Raw genomic sequence first — 20045 nt, 5'->3', positions numbered from 1 at the left:
CGGCACCGCACGCCGTGAGGCCCCCACATTCTCCCTGCAGCCGATGGCTCAGGGCCCTGCAACACCCAACCCAGTAAGGAACCCAATGGCAGAAACCCAGAACGAGACCGGCAGCTTCGCGGCGACTCTCGCGTCGATCCGGCCGAAGACCGACGTCGAGGCGGCGGAAGTCATCCGCTCTCTCATCGCCGCGGTGAAGGACACCGGCAAGCCCGGATCGTTCAACCTCCGCGTCGACGTCAAGCTCGTCAACCCGGGCGGCTCCGAAGTGATCATCTCGGACAAGATCACCGCGAAGCTCCCCGAGCGCAACCGTGAGGGCTCCATCGCCTACACGGACAACGACAATAACCTGTCCCGCCGCGACCCGAGGTCCACGCCTCTCTTCGAGGACGACATCCGCGACACCCCCGCATTCAACGCCGAGACCGGCGAGATCAAGGACGTGAACTAAATGAGCGACATCACCGAAGCCCAGGCGATCGCAGAACTCGCGGTCCAGACCGTCGTACCTACCGAGCTGGTACCCGGCACCGCCTACGCGGTTCCGAATGGCGACGGTAGCGTGGCCTTCAAGGACACCGACGCCTACGGCGCCAACCCGCGCCGTGCGAAGGGTGCCCGCGTCGTCACGGATGCCGCCTCCTTCGTCGGCTACCTCAAGCGGCACTCCACCGTCGCCACCGAGGTCTACGCGGACACACCCGGCAGCACGGTCGTCGCCGTCATCGACTCCCACACCGGGGCCGACAAGCCTGCAGGGTGGGAAGGCCACAAGCTGACCCTCGGCCTCGTGAAGACGCCGGCGTGGCTCGCCTGGGCCGAGCACGACCTCGGTACGAACCCGCGAGCGTGGTTCAACCAGGCCGAGTTCGCCGAGTTCATCGAGGCACGCGCCCTCGACGTGGTCGATCCTGACCACGCCCGACTCATCGAGATCGCGACCACGTTCGAGGCGAAGTCGAATGCAGACTTCGGCTCGGCTGTGCGGCTGGACAACGGCGAGGTGAAGTTCGAATACACCGAGACGACCACGGCAAAGGCGGGATCGAAGGGTGCACTCGAAATCCCGAAGATCCTCAAGCTCGCGATCCGCCCGTACATCGGCGGCCCGATCTACCACGTGACCGCGCAGTTCCGGTACCGCGTCAACAGCGGGGACCTTCGGCTCGGGTTCGCGCTCGAGCGGCCGCAGGACATCCTCGACGCTGCGTTCGCTGACGTCGTGTCGGAGATCCGTGACGGCAAGACCGAGAAGAAGGTCGGCCCGCCGCCCACCGAGACTCGCCTGTTCGAGGGCATCACCGCCCCGATCTTCTACGGCAAGCCGCAGTAACTCACACCCGCACCACCCGCCGCCGGGAGGCATCATGACCAGCATGACCGCACCAAGATCCGAGGGCACCTCGTGATCGGCACTGACACGGGCATGATGCCCGCCAGCTTTCTCACCCCCACGCCCCGCCGTGTTATCGGCATTGACCTCTCGATGACGTCGACGGGCCTCGCCGTCATCGCGAACGGCGTCATCGAAACCCACACGGTCACGTCGAAGCCCGACGCCGGCACGCTACGCAGCTTCCTCGCCCGGTCGGAACGGATCGCACAGCAGATCGACGATGCGGTGAAGTTCACCCGCAGCGACCTAGTCGTAATCGAGGGACTCATCTTCCACGGCAAGTCATCGTCACTCGACAAGATCCACGCTCACTGGTGGCTGGTCGTGAAGTCCATCGCCGACTTCATCGAGCAGGAGCCGGTCGTCGTGAATACCTCGCAGCGCTGCCTCTACGCCACCGGCAAGGGATCGGCGAAGAAGGACATCGTGCTCGCCGCAGTGATCAAGCGCTACCCGCAGGCCGACCCAACAGGTAACGACGAGGCCGACGCTGTGGTCTTCGCCGCGATGGGTGCCCGCCATCTGGGGATACCCGTCGAAGAGTCGCTGCCGATCGCGAACCTCGAAGCGATGGGCGCCGTCAGGTGGTCGGTGTGATCAAGCCGAAGGTCCCCCTGCCATCGAAGGCAGACGAGGCCGACGCCTACGAGCTCGCCACGCTGCGTGACAAGGACACCTGCCAGCGGTGCCGACGCGACTGCGGGCCGACCGCCAGGGACCACCGTGTGAACCGCTCACAGGGCGGCCGTACCGTCGTGTCGAACCTGCAGGTGCTGGGGCTCGGCTGCCACAAGTGGGCGACCGAGCACCCCAAGGACGCGCTGGCCGAGGGCTGGGCGGCACCGGGCTACTCCGACCCGCTCGTCTGGCCGGCACGGCGCTGGATGCCCGTGGCGCTCGGCATCGTGCATCTCTCCTGGGTCCAGTACGACAACTCGGGATTGGTCGCGGTCATCACAGAGGCCGAGGCATTCGCGCTGATGTACGGCGACTCATGATCGACGTCCCCGCGCTGCTCGCGCACATCAAGGCCCGTGCGAACGCCCAGGCATCACTCGTCGCCGCCGCCGTCCTCGACGGTCTGGCAACCGCAATCGAGCGGGGTGACTTCAACGTAAAGGAAGGAGATGAGACGTAGTGGTCTGGTTCAACGTAGATGACGGATTCTCCAGCAGCCCGAAGGTTCTGAGTATCCCCCGGGACGAGCGCATGGCCGCGGTTGGGCTGTGGACGACGGCCGGAAGTTGGTGCTCCAAGCACATGACGGACGGCCATATCGGCTCGTTCATGCTCGACGAATGGGGTGCGAATCCGGGTTCAGCGTCGCACCTGGTGGCCTCTGGCCTGTGGGAGATCACCCCTGAGGGGTTCGTCTTCCATGACTGGTCGGGGTGGCAGCGCACGAGGGATGAAATTGAGGCCGGACGCGAGAAGGAGCGGGTACGAAAGAAGACGTGGCGAGAGAATAAAGCTGGTCAGGGGCTTTTTCCTGTCCCGCAAATGTCCCAAGGGACAGACAATGGGACACCCGCGTCAGTCCCACGGGTGTCCCAACACCCAAGCCAAGCCCTTCCAATCCCTTCCAAGCCAACCCTGTTAAGTACTAAAAGCTCTTCGTCGGAGCTTCGCCCCGACGTCGAAGGGTTGTGCATCCTCCTCCGCGATCTCGTCATCGCCAACGGGTCGAAGCCGCCGGTCATCGGCAAGGGCTGGCTCACCGCCGCCCGACTGATGCTCGTCGCCGACGGCCGCGACCCTATGGCCGCCGAACGGCTCATGCGCTGGTGCCAGGCGGACGACTTCTGGAAGGCCAACGTCCTATCGATGCCGACCTTCCGGAAGAGCTACGACAAGATCCGCCTCCATGCGGAACGGCAGCGGACCGAGCGGCTCAATCAGGGCGGCAAGGTCCCGAAGGATCAGCAGATCCTCGACGTCATCGAGACAGGAAAACGAATGCAAGCAGAGCACGAGCGAAAGGCGCTGAACGCATGATGACCTACCTCGATATCGGGTTCCTCCTCGGACGGGTAAAGGACCAGGACAACCGCGAGGTGCCGAAGTCCGGCGTCTTGCATGAGGACTGGCTGCAAATCCTGACGGGCGTCGACGGGATGGAGGACCCGTCGCTCGATGAGTGTCTCGCGGCGCTGGTCCGCCATCGGCAAGTCAGCCCGGGTGTGTACCTCGAGCCGGGGCACATCATCGCGAACGTCCGCATCCTCCGCTCTCGTCAGGCGCGCGCGGCGCGCATCGAAGAGTCCATCCAGCGCCGGGCCATCACGGCTCCGGCCATCAACCTCGACCGGGTCAAGTTTGAGGAGGAGACGAAGGCGGCGACCATCGCCGAGCGGATCCGGAAAGGCCTCGACCCGACGACAGGGAAGGCGCCGTCGTGAGCACCCGCCTCGGCGTCGAGCTCACGGACGAACAGCATCAGGCCCTGTCGAAGATCGCACGGAAACGCGGCATCGCCGTGAGCACCCTCATCGAACAGCTGGTCGCTCACGCGCTCCAGCCGACGCCGGCCATGATCCGCCAGCGACTGTCCGACGAGGTGCGAAAGCTGCACGCCACGGGCCGCAACGACCGGCTGATCGCCGAGAACCTCGGCATCCCCCGACCGTACGCGTCCCGACTCCGCAACGAAATGAAACTCCCGGCCAACGATCCCCGCGGCTGGAAACCCAAACAGAAAGCGAGCACAACGACATGAGCACCATCATCAAGCGCGTTCCCTCCGAAGAACGCGAGATCGCGATGGGAATCACCGCAGCGACGCCCGATCACTGGGTCGTCTCCATCGGTGAGTACGCCGACCAGGGCGAGGCCGACGTCGACATTCGTGTCCTCGGCGCTGTCGACGAGGGTGGCAACGACATCAGTGAGCACGTGGCGAAGCTGGTCGCCCAGTCGGTCGAGAACGCGATCAGCATGGGAATCCTCTAATGGCGGGCGAGACGGTCATCACCGTCGTCGGCAACCTGACCGCCGACGCAGAACTTCGTTACACCCAGGGCGGCCTCGCCGTCGCGAACTTCACGATCGCGAGCACCCCGAGGAACTTCGACCGGGCCTCGAACGAGTGGAAGGACGGCGACGCGCTGTTCCTCCGGGCGAGCGTCTGGCGTGAGTTCGCTGAGCACGTCGCTGGATCTCTGACGAAGGGCACGCGTGTGGTCGCGACCGGCCGCCTGCGCCAACGTTCGTACCAGACCAAGGAAGGCGAGAAGCGCACGTCGTTCGAACTGGAGATCGACGACATCGGCCCGTCGCTCAAGTACGCCACGGCCGCGGTCGCCCGGGCGGCGGCGAGCAACACGCGTGGCTCGGCGCCCGCGGGCAACGACGAACCGTGGGCGGCCACGCCGCCGGCATCCGCGGCAGCTACCCCGGCCGGTGGTGGCGATGTCTGGAACACCCCGGGGAATTTCAGCGATGAGACACCCTTCTAGGCCATGGACCCGGAAGAAGCGCTGAACGCCGTCACGGAGTGGCTGCCTGACTTCCTCGCCTGGGCGGACAACCCCCAGCACGTCGACGCGAATTCGCTCTACGAGCGAGGCGCAAAGCAAATCCTCGATGACTATCTGGGCAGCCTCGACAGTGACAGCCCTGACCACGCGGTCGAGCAGGCCGAGTCCCGCCTGGTCGCCGCCGAGGTCGCACTGACGCTCAGTGCCTGCGCCGAGTGGATCGTCGCGAACCGCAGGCACTGAGCACGACCCACCGGGGGCGGCATGAGCCGCCCCCACCTTGACAACTCCACACAGACGAAGGACGACACGATGACGATCGCTGACCGCACGCTCACGAGAGACGAGGTCGACCGCTGGCTCGCGGCCCACCCGCTCGAACCCACACCCACCCTCACCTACGAAGCGTTCCTCCGCGAGAAGGTCAACTTCGACAAGTCCTTCGGCTTCCACATCGACCAGTCCGAAGTGAACCCGATGCTGAAACCCCACCAGCGCGACCTGGTGCAGTGGGGAGTCGCCGGCGGCCGTCGTGCGTTCTTCGCCGCGTTCGGCCTGGGCAAGACGTTCGTCCAGATCGAGACGCTGCGGCTGATCACGAAGCACCGCGGCGGCCGGGCTCTGATCGTCGCCCCGCTCGGGATGCGGCATGACTTCATCGCGGACGGCGCGAAGCTGAGCGTGGAGATCTCCTTCATCAAGACCGCGGCATTCGGCCTCCCCGGCGAGGGCATGTTCGTCACGAACTACGAGAGCGTGCGGGACGGGAAGATCGACCCGAATCTGTTCACGGCCACGAGCCTCGACGAAGCATCCGTGCTCCGCGACTACGGCTCGAAGACGTTCCAGACGTTCCTGCACCAGTTCAAGGACATCGCATTCCGGTTCGTCGCCACCGCGACGCCGAGCCCAAACCGGTTCAAGGAGCTGTCCCACTACGCCGCGTACCTCGGCATCATGGACTCCGGCCAGATCCTCACCCGGTTCTTCCAGCGGGACTCGTCGCAGGCGGGCAACCTCACGCTGCACCCGCACAAGGAGCGCGAGTTCTGGCTGTGGCTGAACACCTGGGCGTGCTTCATCCAGAAGCCCTCCGACCTCGGCTACTCGGATGACGACTATGAGCTCCCCGAGATCGAGGTCCGGTTCCACCGGGTCGAGGTCACCGGCGGCGAGGTCCGCACCGACTCGGACGGTCAGGCTGTCCTCTTCGCGAACGGTGCGCTCGGCCTGTCCGGCGCCGCGCTGGAGAAGCGCAACAGCCTGCCTGCCCGAATCGAGAAGCTCGCCGAGATCGTGAATGCCTCCCCCGAAGATCACTTCGTGCTCTGGCACACCCTCGAGGATGAGCGCCGGGCGATCAAGAAGGCGATCCCCGAGGCCATGGAGATCTTCGGGTCCCTCGACTTGGACGAGCGCGAGGAACGCGCGGTGAAGTTCGCCGAAGGTGAGTCCCGGATCCTCGCGACCAAGCCGTCCCTGTCCGGGTCCGGGTCGAACTTCCAGCGGCACTGCCACCGGGCGATCTACGCGGGCATCGATTTCAAGTTCAACGACTTCATCCAGTCCGTGCACCGTCTCCACCGGTTCCTGCAGACGGAGCAGGTTCAGATCGATGTGATCCTGGCGGAGTCCGAAGAATCGGTGATCGAGATCCTGCTGGCGAAGTGGGAGCAGCACAAGAAGCTGACCTCATCGATGTCGGACATCATTCGCGAGTACGGTCTCGACGCCGGCGCGATCTCGGAAGCCCTCACCCGGACGATGGGTGTCGAGCGCGTCGAAGCGTCCGGGGCCAAATGGATGTTTGCCCTCAACGATTGCGTTCTGGAAACCCGCGATCACATGGAGACCGACTCGGTCGACATGATCCTGTCGAGCATCCCGTTCGGCACCCAGTACGAGTACTCGCCGAGCTACAACGACTTCGGGCACACGGACGACAACGGGCACTTCTGGCAGCAGATGGACTACCTGACGCCGAACCTGCTCCGCGTGCTGAAGCCCGGCCGGGTGGCGGCCATTCACGTGAAGGACCGCATCCTCTTCGGTAACGTCGAGGGCACCGGCAACCCGACCGTGCAAGCGTTCCACGCCGAGACGATCGCGCACTTCCGGTCGCACGGCTTCGACTACCTGGGCATGCACACCATCGTCACCGACGTCGTGCGCGAGAACAACCAGACCTATCGCCTCGGCTACACGAAGATGCGCGCTGACGCGTCGTCGATGGGCATGGGGATGCCCGAGTACGTGCTGATCTTCCGCAAGCCGCAGACGGACCGGACGAAAGGCTGGGGCGACGAGCGTGTGACGAAGGACGTCTACGACCCATCGAAACCCGTCACCGAGGAGAACAACCCGGAGGACGGCTACTCGCTGGCCCGCTGGCAGATCGACGCGCACGCGTTCTGGCGCTCGTCGGGCGACCGGCACCTCACCCCTGAGGAGCTGGCGCAGCTCAAGCCCGAGGACATTTCCCGCCTGTTCACCGAGCAGACGAAACACGAGGTATACGACTACGCCTCGCACATCAAGGTCGGGGAGCTACTGGCCGGCCGGAAGCGACTCCCGTCGACGTTCATGTCGCTCGCCCCGGCATCCTGGCACCCGGACGTCTGGCATGACGTGAACCGCATGCTCACCCTCAACAGCGAGCAGGCGCGCCGGAACCTGACGATGCACATCTGCCCGCTGCAGTTCGACATCGTGGACCGGCTCATCATCGAGAAGACGAACCCCGGCGAGCTGGTCTACGACCCGTTCGGTGGGCTCGGCACGGTCCCGGTACGCGCCAACAAGCTCGGGCGCCGCGGCCGTGCCGCCGAGCTGAACCCTGAGTCGTTCCGCGACGGGATCAAGTACCTCGAGGCGGGCGAGCGGAAGCAGGAGATGCCGTCGCTGTTCGACATGATCGACCTCGCGATGGAGGAAGCGTCATGATCCTCGGACACGTGGTCATCGAATACAACCAGGCGTCTGGGCAGCCGCGTATTTGCAGCGGCGACGACCTGCTCGAGGAGTACGAAGCCAAAGACGCCATGGACAAGGAACGCGCCCTGACGAAGAGCATCGGCCGGCGCGAACGGTATGTCATCGCCGAGGTCGAGTACGACGAATACGCCGACGAGGATCGCGAGTGAAACCGATCCGAACTCTCACACACAAGGCACCTGTCACATCGACTGGGGCCTTTTTTCATGCCCAGAAAGGGGCCTCATGATCGACTCACTCGACTTCCCGCACGGAACGCCCCGCGGCTACGACCTCGGCTGTCACGGTCGCGCCGCCTGCCCCGGCGTCATCACGTGCACGAGAGCGCGGGAGCGGTACTCCGGCGACTACACGTATATGAAGCGGGTCCAAGCGGGACTCACCCCGGCGGAGATCGTCGCCGTGGAGCTCGCAGACGCTTCGGCCGCGAAGGCGGCGCGCCTGGCAGCAAAGCAGCGGGCGTGGCGGGCATCGAAACCGAAACCCGTGACTGTGCTCCCGACGCCACGTGTTGTGGGTCCGACGACGCGACGGCCCAAGCGTTACCTCCTGCCGCCGGAACGGATCAACCACGGCACCACGTACGGCTACAACTCGGGCTGCCACAAGGACTCGCCCTGTCCGAAGCCCGACGGAGAGACCTGCTGGGATGCGATCCACGCCTATCAGGTGAAGCAGGGGCGGGCGAATGGCGTCAAGGAACGCATCCCGCCTGAGCACGGGACACCGGGCGGATACCGGGTGTTCGCGTGCCACGCCAAGTCGGTGTGTCCGTCAGAGACGAGCGGCGGGAAGTCCTGCACGACGGCCATGGCCGAGTACCGGAAAGCGAACCGGCCCTCACGGGCCAAACCAACGATGGAGAAGGCAGCATGAGCACAGCAACACTGGATCGGCCGACGTTCCGCCGCGCAACCGTCGTCAGTAACGGCCTCACGGTCACGGATCTCTTCTGCGGGGCCGGCGGATCCTCGTCGGGCCTCGTCGCTGCGGGCTTCCGGGTGGTGATCGCCGCGAACCACTGGAAGATGGCGATCGACTCCCACCAGATCAACCACCCGACGACGGATCACGACAGCGCGGACATCTCCCAGGTGGAGCCGTCCCGCTTCCCGACGACAGACATCCTGTGGGCGTCCCCGGAGTGCACGAACCACTCGGTGGCGAAGGGCATCAAGCGGCAGCGGGCAGCGCAGGACCAGCTCCCGGGCATGGCCGACAAGCTGCCGGATGCCGCGGCCGTGCGCTCCCGCGCCACCATGTGGGACGTTCCTCGCTTCGCCGAGTACCACATGTACAAGGCGATCATCATCGAGAACGTCGTCGACGCGTACCGGTGGGTACAGTTCCCCGCGTGGCTGATGGCCATGGAGTCCCTCGGATACGACCACGAGATCGCCTGGGTGAACTCGATGCACGCTCAGGCCCTCGGGGATCCGGCACCGCAGTCCCGCGACCGGATGTACGTGGTGTTCTGGCGGAAGGGCAACACGAAGCCGAACCTCGAGAAGTGGACGCGGCCGAACGCGTTCTGCGAGACGCACGGCATCGTGAAGGCCGTCCAGGTGTTCAAGAAGGCGGAGCGCTGGGGCAGGTACAAGGCCCAGTACGTCTTCCGCTGCGGCCAGTGCGCGGCCGTGGTCGAGCCGGGCTGGCTGCCGGCGTCGTCGGCGATCGACTTCAACATCGAGGGCACCCGGATCGGGGACCGCGACAAGCCGTTGTCGCCGAAGACGATGACGCGCATCGAGAAGGGCATCGAGCGGTACTGGAAGCCGCTCGTCGTCGAGAACGCGGGAACGGTCTACGACGCCGCGGACCCCAAGCACCCGCACTACCTCGACCCGGACGGCTACTACCGCGCGAACCCGACATCTGACCCGCTTCGCACCATCAGCACCTGGGGAGATTCGAAAGGGCTCGCGCTGCCGCCGATCATCACGGACGGCATCCGCGGCGACGGCACCGTGCAGTCCGGGGCCGGTCCGCTGAACACGCAGACCACCGCGCAGACGAAGGGCGTCATGTTCCCGCCGTTCCTCGCCCAGTTCCGCGAGAGGGAGCGCACTCTCGATGCCACCCGCGACCCGCTGACTACGATCGTTGCGGACGGGGCAGGGCAGATGCTGGTTCAGCATGCGTCACTGCTGATCCCGGTCGAGGGCCGCGAGGGGAAGTCGGCCGCTCGAGCGAGCGAACCGCACCGAACCCAGTCGACCCGGAACGAGACGGGCATCCTGATCCCTCTGCGCAATCACGGGGTCGCGAAGGAAACGTCCTCGCCGATCGACACCGTCTCGGCAAACGGTAACCACCACGCCCTCGTCATGCGAAACAACACGGGAGGCGCCGAGATGACCACACCGGCCACCGAGTCGCTGCGGACGCTCACCACGGGCGGACACCAGTCGCTGCTCGTTCCCTACTACGGGACGAGCCTCCCGGCGCCCGTGTCGGAACCGCACCGGACGCTGACCACCGTCGACCGCTACTCACTGCTCACTGGCCCGGTCGACATCGAGGACTGCATCTTCCGGATGCTGACCCCCGACGAGATCAAGCGCGGCATGGGGTTCGCCGGTGCGTACGTGCTGCTCGGCACGAAGCGCGAGCAGGTGAAGCAGAGCGGGAACGCGGTCACGCCGCCGAACGCTCGCGACCTGGGCGCGGCCGTCGCGGAGTCGCTCGGCGCCGTGTTCACGGTCGCGGCATGAGCCTACCGAGAGGTCGTGAGCTCGCTGACCCTTTCCGCGATCTCGGCAATCGCCTCCAGGGTCCCTGCGGCGTTCGGCAGGCTCGGGAAGGATTCAGCGAACACGATCGGGGCGTTCCCCATGAAACGCACGCGAAGGATAGATGGGTTATCGCTCCCCTCGGCGTATCCCGGAATGGAGTAGAACCCCGATCCTCCTGCTGCTTGGAGCTTGGAGATGAGCGACTGAATGCTCCACGCGAGCTCGTCGGCGACTCTGAAATTGGTGCCGGAATAGTAAATGGTTTGCATGTCCGCACTCTATCCGTAGTGGTCCCGTGACGACCGTCCCCACCTGGCAGCAGATCACCGCGGCCACAGCATCCCTTCGAACGGTCGGCGGCGTCTATGACTACGTCGCCGACGCGCTCCAGCACGACCACCAACATCTACGAGAGGAAAGCACTATGAGCAAGGCAAGAGACGAAGCGGTCGCAAGACGGAAGGCCACCCGGAACCCGATGGCATGTAACCCCGACACGGAGGTGGCCTGGGGGTTCGACGCCGCGGCCGACGTGTACGAGTTCGAGTGTACGAACGTGGAGGGCGAGCTTCGCGGGGCGATCGACAGGCTGACCGCCGAGCTCGCCGAGGCCCGGTCTGCGAACGGTTCGCTGATCAACTGGCCGGGCCTGTACGAGGTTGTGGCGAAGCGGGCCGCACAGTACGAGCTGGCCATGCGTGAGTCGGGGCTGTCCGTGCTGGACGCGCTGCACCGGGAGGCGTTCACCGCTGCGGATGTGGTGGCGGCGAAGGCTGACGCGATCGAGGAAGTCCGGGACAAGATCACGCCCCCGCTGAACTGGAACCTTGACCCGACCACGGGCAACGAGCGACCGGGTACGTCGACAATCGATGCGGTCTACGCGGACGTGCACCGCGAGATGACGGACCTCGCTGACGAGTACCGGAAGGCGGGCAGCTGATGCACGCCCAGATGGCTGCCATGTGCAAGCTGCTCGAATCCGAGGGCCACATGACACCGATCGCAACGCGGCAGATTCTCCAGGTAGTTGAGGCCGCAGAGCAACGGGCAGACCTCGCCCGCCAGAACGAGCACTACACGAAGCAACCGATGAGCGACGACACGAAGGACGAATCATGAGCAACGAAGAACACGCAGCGCCAATGCCCTACACCCCGACGACCGAGCAGATCCGCGACCTGTACAGGCTGGGCGCGTTGAGCGTTGACGCGATCCAGCCGTTGGACCTTCCCGAGACCATGGCGATGTTTGACCGCTGGCTCGCAGACGCCCTTGAATCCCTTCCCACCCCTCCCACAGGAGAGCCGGAACGGGAAGCGCTGGCACTGCTTCTCTATCGCGCGGATTGGGGCCACCCGCGAATGGACCTCGGGTGGCCGACGACGGGAGACCTTGCGAAGGGCCGCAGCATCTTCGACCCACCGCCAACCGTCGCCGAATTCCAGTCGGAATTCTTCGAGAAGGCGGACGCAATCCTGGTCGCTGGCTACCGACGCCAGCCTGAGCCGCGAGAGGTCACGACGGTCGAGGAACTGAACGCGCTACCGGTCGAGTCTGTAGTGATGTCCGAGGATATCGCCTACCAGAAGGACGGGGTATCTATTTGGGACGGCGCTGGCAGATGCTGGTCGACTACGCAGATTGACCTCCCCGCCCGTATCCTCTTCACCCCCAGTACGGAGCAGCCCTGATGGCCGGGGCCACGTACGTCTGCGGGATGGACGACCGCCCGGGACCGCGCGACGAATGCCCGAACACCCTGCACGACCATCCGCTGCCGAGCGGCTACAACAGTGCAGCCGAAACGGCGCGCGTTCGACTGGCCAAAGGGTGGCAGAACGTCCGCTGTTCGACCTGCGGCCTCTACGGCTGGGTGACGGGGTGGGCAGCCAACGCGGAAACGCCCACCGCCGCCCGCCATCCCGAGCCTCCCGCCACGGCGGCAGGAAATGACACAGCTGTAGTTCCAACCCCACCCAAGCCCGGAGATAGGCGCACACAGCGCGAAGGAGAGAGCAGATGAGCATGCACATCGTCGGCGTGGAATGTGTGACCACCGACTACCGCGCGTCACTCACCGACGACGAGTTCTGGCCCTTCGTGCTCGGCGGCATCCGCCCAGGCGAAGAACCCGACGAACCCGACATCGAAGAGATCGCCAACCAGAACGGGCCCTGCCCCGAATGCGGCGAGCACGGCGCGTGCGCGTACGACTTCGAAGGCCGGCCGATGATCCACATCACGAAGAGCGAGGACGAACACACATGAGCTACCTACCCTGTATCACCAACTCAGTTCCCGACGTCAGGTCGTGCACCCTGCGCGGCCAGCACGCCAGCAACTGTGACGGCTGGGAATGGCGCTACAACCGTGATGCCGAATGTGAGTACCCGACACCCGTCGAGTGCAGCGGCTGCCTCCCGGTGCCCGCCGACCACGGGCTCCTCTGCTGGCACTGCTGGGAGAAGCTGCTCGCCGCCCTCAAAATCGCCCCGGACATGATCACGCACCTCTGCTCCGTCGACCGGGCACAGCAGGTCGACAACAACGGTGTGCGCGCCTCGGCGACGTGGATCCTCCCGGTGCCCATGACCTGGCGCACCGCGGACGACCTGATCATGCTGCTCGGACACCCCGACCCCGGGTTCCCTGCAGACGCCACCGTGTGGGAGGCCGAGGCAATCACCGACCGCTACGTCGACTACAGCGACCCGGACAACTTCGTCCGCCGGGATCCTCAACTGTGGACGTCCAGCATCGACGGCGCCGAGAACGCGGTGCGCTTCTACCTGCTCATCCAGCGGGCCATGAAGCAGCACCCCATGGCGGACTACGAGCACAAGGTGCAGAACGTGCGCTGCAGGGAATGCTTCCAGCTCACGCTCCTGTGGAAGCCGCCGCTGACCTTCGAGGACGGCATCCACATCGTGTGCTCGAACCCGGCGTGCACGTTCGAGGTCGACGAGACGCAGTACCAGAAGATCGCCGCCCAGCAGCTCGAGGTGCTCACGTCTGCGATCCGAGAGCGGAAGGCCGCCGAGCTCGCCGAGGCCCGGAAGGCGCGCGCACTGGACAAGCGGGCGCGAGCAGCCAAGGCGAAGGCCGCCGAGAAGGCGGCGGAGGTCGGGGTGCCGGCGTGACGAAGCAGTCGGAGACCTGGGCGACGGTGCGCGCGGCGGCCGCCACCGTGCAGCGCAGCGAGCGAACCATCTTCCGGTGGGTAGAGGCCGGGTTCGTCCGCTCGATGAAGGCGCGCGGACTCGTCCTCGTTCGCCGTGCCGATGTGATCGCGACCGAACGGTCAATCTTCGATGGTGAGGTGCCGACGAAGCACGAGTAAAAAACTTCGGCGCGTCCTATTGAAAATAGTGGACAATGTTTCAACCTGTGTCATGATTGAAGGCAGTAGGAGACTTGTCTCAACTGTTCAAAAGCCCCAGTCTTTCCCGCCGAAATCGGTGGACGTGACGGGGCTTTCCCTGTCCCTGTGGGGCATCCGCGGTGTCCCATGGGGCGTCCGGCGGGTGTCCCACCGGGACATAGATCACCCAGCAGTTACCACCACCAAGGAGTAATCATGACCGCAGTGTCCCCCGGCCGCATCGTCCAATTCACTGTCACCGAGCAGCAGGCCAAGCAGATCAACGCCCAGCGCACGCAGGCAGGCCACGCCACGAAGACTGGGAACGTCGCTCGCGAGGGCGACAGCTTCCCGATGATCGTCGTCCGCGTGTGGCCCAACGAGTGCGTGAACGGCCAGGCGTTCCTCGATGGGAACGACACTCTCTGGGTCTGCAGTGCCGGGCCCGAAGACCAGACGCTGCCCACGGGCGGCCTATACGGCAAGTGGCGCTGGCCCGAGCGCGTCTAGCACCGTCGAACAGCGTTGTCCCGGCTGGCTTACGGGGCTCAGTGTGGAGTAGAGAAGTTCGGTCATCTCACGGGTCTCATAAACCTGAAATCGCGGGTTCGAATCCCGCCTCCGCAACGATCCGGCGCCGCGTCAACGCTGCCCTAACCAGTAAAGACTGCCCTGAGGCTGTGCACCGTTCGCGGCCGGCAGACCTGCGCGGGCGCCGGAACACCTCAACGGAAGGCTGATCATGAGCGTGGCAACGAAGGCAGCACTCGACGCCGCCATTCAGGCTCACTTCGCCGACGTGACTCTCGGCGGATTCACCACGGGCTACGTCCTCCAGGTCAAGGGCAAGACCAGCGAAGACCTCGAAGCGGGCCAGCAGACCTCATACCTGCGCGAAGTTGCCGAGTCACAGGACTCCGACATCTCCCTCGGCCTCATGGACTTCATGCACACCAAGTTCCGCCAGTCGGTGGGCGAGTCGTGGGTGCCCGGCGATGACGACTAACCCGCGCATCTGTCCGGTCTGCGGCCGCATCTGGCCTGTGATCATCCTTGCCACCGAGTGCAAGCACAAGCCGGTCCCCGAGAGCCTGTACTGAGCCTCAAGGTCTCCGAAAACACGGGGTTAGACCACCCGCGAGATTTCGAAACCCCGGAAAGACGCGGAAGTCGCCCCGCGAGCACGACGTCGACCAGCTTCCCCACTGATTTGCCACCCGTCAGCCAACCGAATCAAGGTCGACTCGGCCGCCGTCACCGTGCGTAGCTTCCACAGTCACGGTAGGAGGTCGCACACGTTCACCCCTGGGCGAGTGGCAAAACCCTTTCCGGCACGCACGTCAACGCCGTTCGTGCATTGCGGCGAAGGACTCCTGAAGGCCCTGTACCTTTCCGGGGCTGAGCCACCTGCGTGCTGCCGGACCCTCTTCCAACGATTGGAGCAACCGTGAACCTCGAAGCAATCGCCGCCGTCTGCCACGACGCCAACCGCCGCCTCCAGATCCTCCAAGGCGACGCCGCACCCTCGCAGCCGTGGGACACCGCCGAGCAGTGGCAGCGCGACTCCGCCATCGAAGGCGTGCAGGCTGCCATCGACGGCGCAACACCCCGCGAACTCCACGAGTCCTGGTGTGCCTTCAAGGTCGCAGACGGCTGGACGTTCGGCGAGGTCAAGGACGCCGGCGAGAAGACACACCCGTGCCTTGTCGACTACGACGACCTCCCCGCCGAACAGCGCACTAAGGATGACCTCTTCACCGCCATCGTGCTCGCCCTCCACCAGTAGGCCCAACACCATGAACGACGCCGAGATCGAAGAGGCCTACCTCGTCGAATACGACCGCGAGCACGGCGTCGAATAGCGCAACCCCACACTGAGCGACCAGGCGTCGCACGGCAGTCCGAACTTCCGAACGAGGTGATGATTGTGGCCCGCGAAACGTTCCGCTCCCAAAAGGGCGCAGAGGCTCGCCGTCTCTTCGACGATGGTCGCTCGTGCGCCGAGATCGCAAAGCTCCTCGACTCTTCGAAGGCGACCGTGTCTCGCTGGGCGAAGGCGGAAGGTCTGCTCTTCGATCGGTCGCAGACTGCTGCCGCGACGGTCGCGAAGCAGGTCGATCTGACTGAGGCCCGCATGAACCTCGCGCACCGCTTGAACAAGGCAGCCCTCGACATGCTGGACATGCTCGACAAGCCGTTCGAGGTCTTCAACTTCGGCGGCTCCAACAACACGTTCGCATCGAAGACTCTCGACTCGGTTCCGGTGGAGGCTCGTCGGACGATCATCACGTCGACGGCCATCGTGTTCGACAAGATCAGTCGCATCGTCGAGAAGGACAATGGCGGTCTGGAGACGACGGTCGGCGTGCTCGATGCCCTGTCGGGGAATCTGGCGGCCGCGGCGGCTCTCCTGCGGGATGAGGATTCGACGCCGGTGACTGACGCCGATGCTGTTTGAGTCGGCGATGCTCGCTGGTCTGCTGAAGCGGATCTCGAAGAAGCAGCTGCTGTCCATCGTGGACAGTCCCAGCCGGCGCATTGCGCTCTGGTCGGGGTCGGTGTCGGCGGGGAAGACGTTCGCTTCGCTGATCGCGTTCCTGCTCGCCGTGCGCAACGCGCCGACGAACGGCCTGATCGTGATCGTGGGCAACTCCCTCGACACCATCTACACGAACGTCTTCACGCAGCTGATGAACGCGGAACTGTTCGGTTCGAACGTGGTGTCGCAGATCAAGTACACGCCTGGCGCGACGAAGGCGTACATCCTCGGCCGGGAGATCATCCTCGTCGGCGCGAACAACGCCGCATCCGTGAAGCGCATTCAGGGTAAGACGATCGGCCTCGTGTACGTGGACGAGGCGACCCTGCTGCTCGAGCCGTTCTGGGACATGCTCATCACCCGTCTCCGGGTGGAGGGTGCGCGCCTGCTCGGCACGATGAACCCGGCGTCGATGAACCATTGGCTTCGGAAGAAGTGGATCCTCGACGCTGACCGTCAGGACGTCATCCACTTCCCCTTCACCATGCTCGACAACCCGTCGCTGCCCGGCTGGTATGTGGAGCAGATGAAGCGCTCCTTCGCGGGCGTCTTCTACGACCGCATGATCCTGGGCAAGTGGACGAACGCCGCCGGCGCCGTCTACCCGATGTGGGATCCTGCCCGCCACATCATCCAGTTCGACCAGATGCCCCGCATCGAACGTGTCGTCGGTGTCGGCATCGACTACGGCACCTCGAACGCGTCCGCCGCCCTCATGGTCGGCCTCACCAGTCCGGAGCAGGGCAAGAAGCGCAGCCTGATCCTGATGGACGAGTGGCGTTACGACCCCCGCGATCACAACGGCGTCACCATGGCGCCCTCCGACCAGGCGAAGCAGTACGTGAAGTGGCTGGCCTCGAAGCACACCCCGTACGAAGCGCTGCTCGACCCCGAGTATCACGTCGTCGACCCGGCCGCCTCGCACTTCTCCGCTGAGCTCCGCAAGTTCCCTGACCTGCAGCTCGCCAACGCCTCCAACGCCGTGCTCAAGGGCATCGGCACCGTGTCCGGGCTGCTGGCCAACGACCAACTCAAGGTCGTCGGCGGGCGGTGTGCCGGGTTCGAGTCCGAGATCACCGAGTACCGGTGGGATGCGAAAGCGACCGAAGCCGGGCACGACGAAGTGGTCAAGGAAGACGACCACTCCCTCGACGCCGGCCGGTACGGAATCCACACCACCCGATCGTCCTGGCAGTACGAACTCGACGCCGCCTAACACCCTGCGGGGTCACACCCCATTGGAGGGCATCATGGCCGATCTGTTCCCCCCGGCCCCGTTCGACGAAGCATTCAAGCAGCTCGCGATCTACGACGCGTGGTACTCGAACAACCTCGACAACCTTCTCGATCAGCTCGGCACGCCGGCAACGCACATGCATCAGGGCCGGCCGCACACGGGCGGGCTGATGGGCGCGCTCAACAACGGCGTGTTCGGCACTCCGGAGAACCGCTCGTCGCTGACGATCCCCACCGCGGGCGACCTTGCGCAGCTGTCCGCTGACCTGCTGTTCGCCGAGGCCCCCGAGTTCACCCTGTGCGACTCGAAGGACACCGCGGACGTCAAGGCCACCCCGGAGCGCGTCGCCGCTCAGGAGCGCCTCGAGGTCATCATGGGCTCCGACCAGGCGCACGCTGAACTGCTGCGCTCCGGAGAGTACGCGGCCGCTCACGGTGGCGCGTACCTTGCGTGCACGTGGGACAAGGCGTTCGAGGATCACGTGTGGCCGCGCGCGTACCGCGCCGACTGCGCCATCCCCGAGTTCCGCTACGGCCGCCTCTCCGCCGTCACACTGTGGACCGAGTACGAGAAGAAGGATGCCGTCTACCGGCTCTTCGAACGGCACGACCCGGGCCGCATCACCTACTCCCTGTGGAAGGGCATGGCCGGGCTGAAGGGCTCGCAGGTCAACATCGGGGCCATCCCTGAGACCGAGCACTACGGCACCCTCATCGACGTCTCCAACGCCGACCTGCTGCCGGGCGCACCAACCATGGACATCGTCGTGAAGTTCGACGTGCCCTGGCTGGCTGTCGAGTTCTACCCCAACATGCTGCCGAACCCCGAGTGGGACAAGAAGGGCGTGCTCGCCAACCTCGGCCGCTCGGACTTCTACAAGATCGAACCACTGTTCTCCCGCATCAACGCGATCTGGTCCAGCCTCATGCGCGACTTCGACAACGGCATGGGCCGACTGTCCGTGCCCGAGTCGTACCTGAAGCTCAACGGGCCCGGCAAGGGCGCGTCGTTCGAGATGGGCCGTCAGGTGTACTCGCCTCTCGGTGGCCTCGTCGACGACGGCAAGGGCGGCCAGATCACCATCAGCCAGTTCGCCATCCGCCTCGACGAGCACATTGGTGCGATCGACGAGCTGAAGCGGGAGATCGCGCTGGCCACCGGCTACTCGGTCTCGCACTTCGGGGTCAAGGGCACCGGGACGCAGAAGACCGCGACCGAGGTGTCCGCTGACTTCAAGGACTCCGAGCGCACCCGCGACAAGAAGGCCCTGTACGTCCGGCCGGCCCTGTCTCGTCTCGCCCGGACCGCGCTGGCCATCGACGCCCTCGTGTTCCCGGGCATGGGCGGAATGCTCATCGAGGATCTGCCCGAGGTCGAGTTCGCCGAGGTGTCGCAGGTCGACCCGGAGGCGCGCGCTCGCACCATCCAGCTCCTCGACGCGGCCCGCGCCATCTCCGTGCGGGCGAAGGTCGCCATGGCTCAGCCGCAACTGTCCGAAACGGACGCTGACACCGAGGCCGACATGATTCGCGCGGAGAACGGAATGGCCCCTGAGGCTGACCCGACCGTCATCGACGACTAACCCATTCACTCCGTCTGCCGCAGGGGCAGACGTCCACCGATACGGCCAGGAGCCGTGAAGGAGCAATAACCATGCCCGAACCCATTGAGCCCGTCGTCGAGCCGGTCACTCCCCCCGTGGAGCCCGTCGAGGTACCGAAGCCGACACCGCCGGTCGAGCCCGTTACGCCGCCCGTCGAGACCTTCGATGCCGCGTACGTGAAGAAGCTCCGCGAGGAGAACGCCGCGGCCCGAGTCAAGGGCAAGGAAGACGCCGAGGCTGCCGCGAAGACTGCCAGCGAGGCCGCGTACAAGGAACTGGGCCAGAAGCTCGGCCTCGTCGCGGCTGAGGACGAGACCACAGTCGAGTCCCTGTCCGCTGCGATTCAGGAGAAGGACTCCACGATCACCACGCAGAGCGCGGACATCAAGGCTGCCCGACTCGACAACGCCCTCCTCAAGGTCGTCGGCAAGCACGGCGCCGACTACGACCTCCTCACAGACTCCGCAAGCTTCCAGGCGAAGCTCGCGGCCATCGATACGACCGATCCCGAGTACCGCTCCCTGGTGGACGACCTCGTGAAGACGTCGGTCACATCCAACCCGAAACTCCGCGCCGTCCAGGTGGCCCCGCGCAGTGGAGGCGAAGCACCACCCGCCGGTTCGACCGCCCCGGACGGACCGAAATCCATTGACGACCTCCGCAAGGAACGTCAGGCACGGCGAGCTAACTAGCTGCCA

At 65.3% G+C, this 20045-nt stretch carries 29 protein-coding genes and 1 tRNA gene; 29 read left to right on the top strand and 1 reads right to left on the bottom strand.

Translation table 11 applies throughout. The features are described 5' to 3' along the window. Positions 1-85 precede the first annotated feature (85 nt). The 15 genes from QN350_RS02720 to QN350_RS02650 all read left to right on the top strand — a co-directional run bounded on the left by QN350_RS02720 (position 86) and on the right by QN350_RS02650 (position 10583). Positions 86-454 carry a hypothetical protein gene (locus QN350_RS02720; RefSeq protein WP_322138920.1) on the top strand — a complete coding sequence of 123 codons (369 nt, stop codon included), beginning with the start codon at positions 86-88 and terminating at the stop codon, positions 452-454. Next, complete coding sequence (locus QN350_RS02715; RefSeq protein ID WP_322138919.1) at positions 455-1336, top strand: DUF2303 family protein; 882 nt, start codon at positions 455-457, stop codon at positions 1334-1336. A gap of 72 nt (positions 1337-1408) precedes the next feature. Next, complete coding sequence (locus QN350_RS02710; RefSeq protein WP_322138918.1) at positions 1409-1996, top strand: hypothetical protein; 588 nt, start codon at positions 1409-1411, stop codon at positions 1994-1996. Then, positions 1993-2397 carry an HNH endonuclease gene (locus QN350_RS02705; protein ID WP_322138917.1) on the top strand — a complete coding sequence of 135 codons (405 nt, stop codon included), beginning with the start codon at positions 1993-1995 and terminating at the stop codon, positions 2395-2397. The genes QN350_RS02710 and QN350_RS02705 overlap by 4 nt, the downstream gene beginning before the upstream one ends. Beyond that, complete coding sequence (locus QN350_RS02700) at positions 2394-2537, top strand: hypothetical protein (RefSeq protein WP_322138916.1); 144 nt, start codon at positions 2394-2396, stop codon at positions 2535-2537. Before QN350_RS02705 ends, QN350_RS02700 begins: the two co-directional genes overlap by 4 nt. Further along, positions 2537-3394 (top strand): hypothetical protein, encoded by an 858-nt coding sequence (locus QN350_RS02695; protein WP_322138915.1) that lies wholly within the window; start codon positions 2537-2539, stop codon positions 3392-3394. The genes QN350_RS02700 and QN350_RS02695 overlap by 1 nt, the downstream gene beginning before the upstream one ends. Continuing rightward, positions 3391-3798, top strand: a complete 408-nt coding sequence (locus QN350_RS02690) for a hypothetical protein (protein ID WP_322138914.1) — start codon at positions 3391-3393, stop codon at positions 3796-3798. Before QN350_RS02695 ends, QN350_RS02690 begins: the two co-directional genes overlap by 4 nt. Beyond that, positions 3795-4115, top strand: a complete 321-nt coding sequence (locus QN350_RS02685) for a hypothetical protein (protein ID WP_322138913.1) — start codon at positions 3795-3797, stop codon at positions 4113-4115. The genes QN350_RS02690 and QN350_RS02685 overlap by 4 nt, the downstream gene beginning before the upstream one ends. Then, positions 4112-4348, top strand: coding sequence for a hypothetical protein (locus QN350_RS02680; RefSeq protein ID WP_322138912.1), 237 nt, complete (start codon positions 4112-4114; stop codon positions 4346-4348). Before QN350_RS02685 ends, QN350_RS02680 begins: the two co-directional genes overlap by 4 nt. Beyond that, positions 4348-4854 (top strand): single-stranded DNA-binding protein, encoded by a 507-nt coding sequence (locus QN350_RS02675; protein WP_322138911.1) that lies wholly within the window; start codon positions 4348-4350, stop codon positions 4852-4854. Before QN350_RS02680 ends, QN350_RS02675 begins: the two co-directional genes overlap by 1 nt. Before the next feature lie 3 nt (positions 4855-4857). After that, positions 4858-5118: a hypothetical protein gene (locus QN350_RS02670; protein ID WP_322138910.1), complete on the top strand. Its 261-nt coding sequence runs from the start codon at positions 4858-4860 to the stop codon at positions 5116-5118. Positions 5119-5187: 69 nt separating this feature from the next. Further along, the gene (locus QN350_RS02665; RefSeq protein WP_322138909.1) at positions 5188-7818 is read left to right on the top strand and encodes a DNA methyltransferase; all 2631 of its coding nucleotides are present in this window, start codon (positions 5188-5190) and stop codon (positions 7816-7818) included. Then, complete coding sequence (locus QN350_RS02660) at positions 7815-8018, top strand: hypothetical protein (protein ID WP_322138908.1); 204 nt, start codon at positions 7815-7817, stop codon at positions 8016-8018. Before QN350_RS02665 ends, QN350_RS02660 begins: the two co-directional genes overlap by 4 nt. A gap of 76 nt (positions 8019-8094) precedes the next feature. Then, on the top strand, positions 8095-8745 hold the full coding sequence (locus QN350_RS02655; RefSeq protein WP_322138907.1) for a hypothetical protein: 651 nt from the start codon (positions 8095-8097) through the stop codon (positions 8743-8745). Next, positions 8742-10583, top strand: a complete 1842-nt coding sequence (locus QN350_RS02650; protein WP_322138906.1) for a DNA cytosine methyltransferase — start codon at positions 8742-8744, stop codon at positions 10581-10583. Before QN350_RS02655 ends, QN350_RS02650 begins: the two co-directional genes overlap by 4 nt. A 2-nt stretch (positions 10584-10585) precedes the next feature. Here the strand turns inward: QN350_RS02650 and QN350_RS02645 are convergent, their stop codons facing one another. Then, positions 10586-10873 (bottom strand): hypothetical protein, encoded by a 288-nt coding sequence (locus tag QN350_RS02645; RefSeq protein WP_322138905.1) that lies wholly within the window; start codon positions 10871-10873, stop codon positions 10586-10588. Between the two features lie 26 nt (positions 10874-10899). Here QN350_RS02645 and QN350_RS02640 point away from each other — a divergent pair, with 26 nt between their 5' ends. From QN350_RS02640 to QN350_RS02575, 14 genes are all read left to right on the top strand, one after another. After that, entirely contained in the window at positions 10900-11547 is a 648-nt protein-coding gene (locus QN350_RS02640; RefSeq protein ID WP_322138904.1) for a hypothetical protein, read from the top strand. Further along, positions 11547-11726 (top strand): hypothetical protein, encoded by a 180-nt coding sequence (locus QN350_RS02635; RefSeq protein WP_322138903.1) that lies wholly within the window; start codon positions 11547-11549, stop codon positions 11724-11726. The genes QN350_RS02640 and QN350_RS02635 overlap by 1 nt, the downstream gene beginning before the upstream one ends. Next, the gene (locus QN350_RS02630) at positions 11723-12298 is read left to right on the top strand and encodes a hypothetical protein (RefSeq protein WP_322138902.1); all 576 of its coding nucleotides are present in this window, start codon (positions 11723-11725) and stop codon (positions 12296-12298) included. Before QN350_RS02635 ends, QN350_RS02630 begins: the two co-directional genes overlap by 4 nt. Positions 12299-12626: 328 nt before the next feature. Continuing rightward, on the top strand, positions 12627-12875 hold the full coding sequence (locus tag QN350_RS02625; protein ID WP_322138901.1) for a hypothetical protein: 249 nt from the start codon (positions 12627-12629) through the stop codon (positions 12873-12875). Further along, positions 12872-13747: a hypothetical protein gene (locus QN350_RS02620; protein ID WP_322138900.1), complete on the top strand. Its 876-nt coding sequence runs from the start codon at positions 12872-12874 to the stop codon at positions 13745-13747. Before QN350_RS02625 ends, QN350_RS02620 begins: the two co-directional genes overlap by 4 nt. After that, positions 13744-13947, top strand: a complete 204-nt coding sequence (locus QN350_RS02615; protein WP_322138899.1) for a hypothetical protein — start codon at positions 13744-13746, stop codon at positions 13945-13947. The genes QN350_RS02620 and QN350_RS02615 overlap by 4 nt, the downstream gene beginning before the upstream one ends. 237 nt (positions 13948-14184) lie before the next feature. Further along, on the top strand, positions 14185-14478 hold the full coding sequence (locus tag QN350_RS02610) for a hypothetical protein (RefSeq protein ID WP_322138898.1): 294 nt from the start codon (positions 14185-14187) through the stop codon (positions 14476-14478). 42 nt (positions 14479-14520) lie between these two features. Further along, positions 14521-14595, top strand: a tRNA-Met gene (locus tag QN350_RS02605). Between the two features lie 115 nt (positions 14596-14710). Further along, positions 14711-14974 carry a hypothetical protein gene (locus QN350_RS02600; protein WP_322138897.1) on the top strand — a complete coding sequence of 88 codons (264 nt, stop codon included), beginning with the start codon at positions 14711-14713 and terminating at the stop codon, positions 14972-14974. A 441-nt stretch (positions 14975-15415) separates the two neighbouring features. Continuing rightward, entirely contained in the window at positions 15416-15754 is a 339-nt protein-coding gene (locus QN350_RS02595; RefSeq protein ID WP_322138896.1) for a RyR domain-containing protein, read from the top strand. A 141-nt stretch (positions 15755-15895) separates the two neighbouring features. Continuing rightward, complete coding sequence (locus QN350_RS02590) at positions 15896-16426, top strand: hypothetical protein (protein ID WP_322138895.1); 531 nt, start codon at positions 15896-15898, stop codon at positions 16424-16426. Further along, complete coding sequence (locus tag QN350_RS02585) at positions 16416-17723, top strand: PBSX family phage terminase large subunit (RefSeq protein ID WP_322138894.1); 1308 nt, start codon at positions 16416-16418, stop codon at positions 17721-17723. Before QN350_RS02590 ends, QN350_RS02585 begins: the two co-directional genes overlap by 11 nt. Positions 17724-17757: 34 nt before the next feature. Beyond that, the gene (locus QN350_RS02580) at positions 17758-19326 is read left to right on the top strand and encodes a hypothetical protein (protein WP_322138893.1); all 1569 of its coding nucleotides are present in this window, start codon (positions 17758-17760) and stop codon (positions 19324-19326) included. A 71-nt stretch (positions 19327-19397) separates the two neighbouring features. After that, the gene (locus tag QN350_RS02575; RefSeq protein ID WP_322138892.1) at positions 19398-20039 is read left to right on the top strand and encodes a hypothetical protein; all 642 of its coding nucleotides are present in this window, start codon (positions 19398-19400) and stop codon (positions 20037-20039) included. The last annotated feature ends 6 nt before the right edge of the window (positions 20040-20045 follow it).

This window comes from Cryobacterium sp. 10I5, assembly GCF_035019865.1.
Lineage (GTDB): Bacteria > Actinomycetota > Actinomycetes > Actinomycetales > Microbacteriaceae > Cryobacterium > Cryobacterium breve_A.
This window is presented reverse-complemented; position numbering and strand designations above follow the sequence as displayed.

Excerpts from the sequence above, each read along its gene's own strand:
- QN350_RS02585 (WP_322138894.1), top strand. The coding sequence starts at position 16,416 with ATGCTGTTTGAGTCGGCGATGCTCGCTGGTCTGCTGAAGCGGATCTCG.
- QN350_RS02625 (WP_322138901.1), top strand. The coding sequence starts at position 12,627 with ATGAGCATGCACATCGTCGGCGTGGAATGTGTGACCACCGACTACCGC.
- QN350_RS02630 (WP_322138902.1), top strand. The coding sequence starts at position 11,723 with ATGAGCAACGAAGAACACGCAGCGCCAATGCCCTACACCCCGACGACC.
- QN350_RS02665 (WP_322138909.1), top strand. The coding sequence starts at position 5,188 with ATGACGATCGCTGACCGCACGCTCACGAGAGACGAGGTCGACCGCTGG.
- QN350_RS02610 (WP_322138898.1), top strand. The coding sequence starts at position 14,185 with ATGACCGCAGTGTCCCCCGGCCGCATCGTCCAATTCACTGTCACCGAG.
- QN350_RS02660 (WP_322138908.1), top strand. The coding sequence starts at position 7,815 with ATGATCCTCGGACACGTGGTCATCGAATACAACCAGGCGTCTGGGCAG.
- QN350_RS02675 (WP_322138911.1), top strand. The coding sequence starts at position 4,348 with ATGGCGGGCGAGACGGTCATCACCGTCGTCGGCAACCTGACCGCCGAC.
- QN350_RS02715 (WP_322138919.1), top strand. The coding sequence starts at position 455 with ATGAGCGACATCACCGAAGCCCAGGCGATCGCAGAACTCGCGGTCCAG.
- QN350_RS02575 (WP_322138892.1), top strand. The coding sequence starts at position 19,398 with ATGCCCGAACCCATTGAGCCCGTCGTCGAGCCGGTCACTCCCCCCGTG.
- QN350_RS02680 (WP_322138912.1), top strand. The coding sequence starts at position 4,112 with ATGAGCACCATCATCAAGCGCGTTCCCTCCGAAGAACGCGAGATCGCG.
- QN350_RS02645 (WP_322138905.1), bottom strand. The coding sequence starts at position 10,873 with ATGCAAACCATTTACTATTCCGGCACCAATTTCAGAGTCGCCGACGAG.
- QN350_RS02620 (WP_322138900.1), top strand. The coding sequence starts at position 12,872 with ATGAGCTACCTACCCTGTATCACCAACTCAGTTCCCGACGTCAGGTCG.
- QN350_RS02650 (WP_322138906.1), top strand. The coding sequence starts at position 8,742 with ATGAGCACAGCAACACTGGATCGGCCGACGTTCCGCCGCGCAACCGTC.
- QN350_RS02670 (WP_322138910.1), top strand. The coding sequence starts at position 4,858 with ATGGACCCGGAAGAAGCGCTGAACGCCGTCACGGAGTGGCTGCCTGAC.
- QN350_RS02690 (WP_322138914.1), top strand. The coding sequence starts at position 3,391 with ATGATGACCTACCTCGATATCGGGTTCCTCCTCGGACGGGTAAAGGAC.
- QN350_RS02600 (WP_322138897.1), top strand. The coding sequence starts at position 14,711 with ATGAGCGTGGCAACGAAGGCAGCACTCGACGCCGCCATTCAGGCTCAC.
- QN350_RS02655 (WP_322138907.1), top strand. The coding sequence starts at position 8,095 with ATGATCGACTCACTCGACTTCCCGCACGGAACGCCCCGCGGCTACGAC.
- QN350_RS02580 (WP_322138893.1), top strand. The coding sequence starts at position 17,758 with ATGGCCGATCTGTTCCCCCCGGCCCCGTTCGACGAAGCATTCAAGCAG.
- QN350_RS02635 (WP_322138903.1), top strand. The coding sequence starts at position 11,547 with ATGCACGCCCAGATGGCTGCCATGTGCAAGCTGCTCGAATCCGAGGGC.
- QN350_RS02720 (WP_322138920.1), top strand. The coding sequence starts at position 86 with ATGGCAGAAACCCAGAACGAGACCGGCAGCTTCGCGGCGACTCTCGCG.
- QN350_RS02700 (WP_322138916.1), top strand. The coding sequence starts at position 2,394 with ATGATCGACGTCCCCGCGCTGCTCGCGCACATCAAGGCCCGTGCGAAC.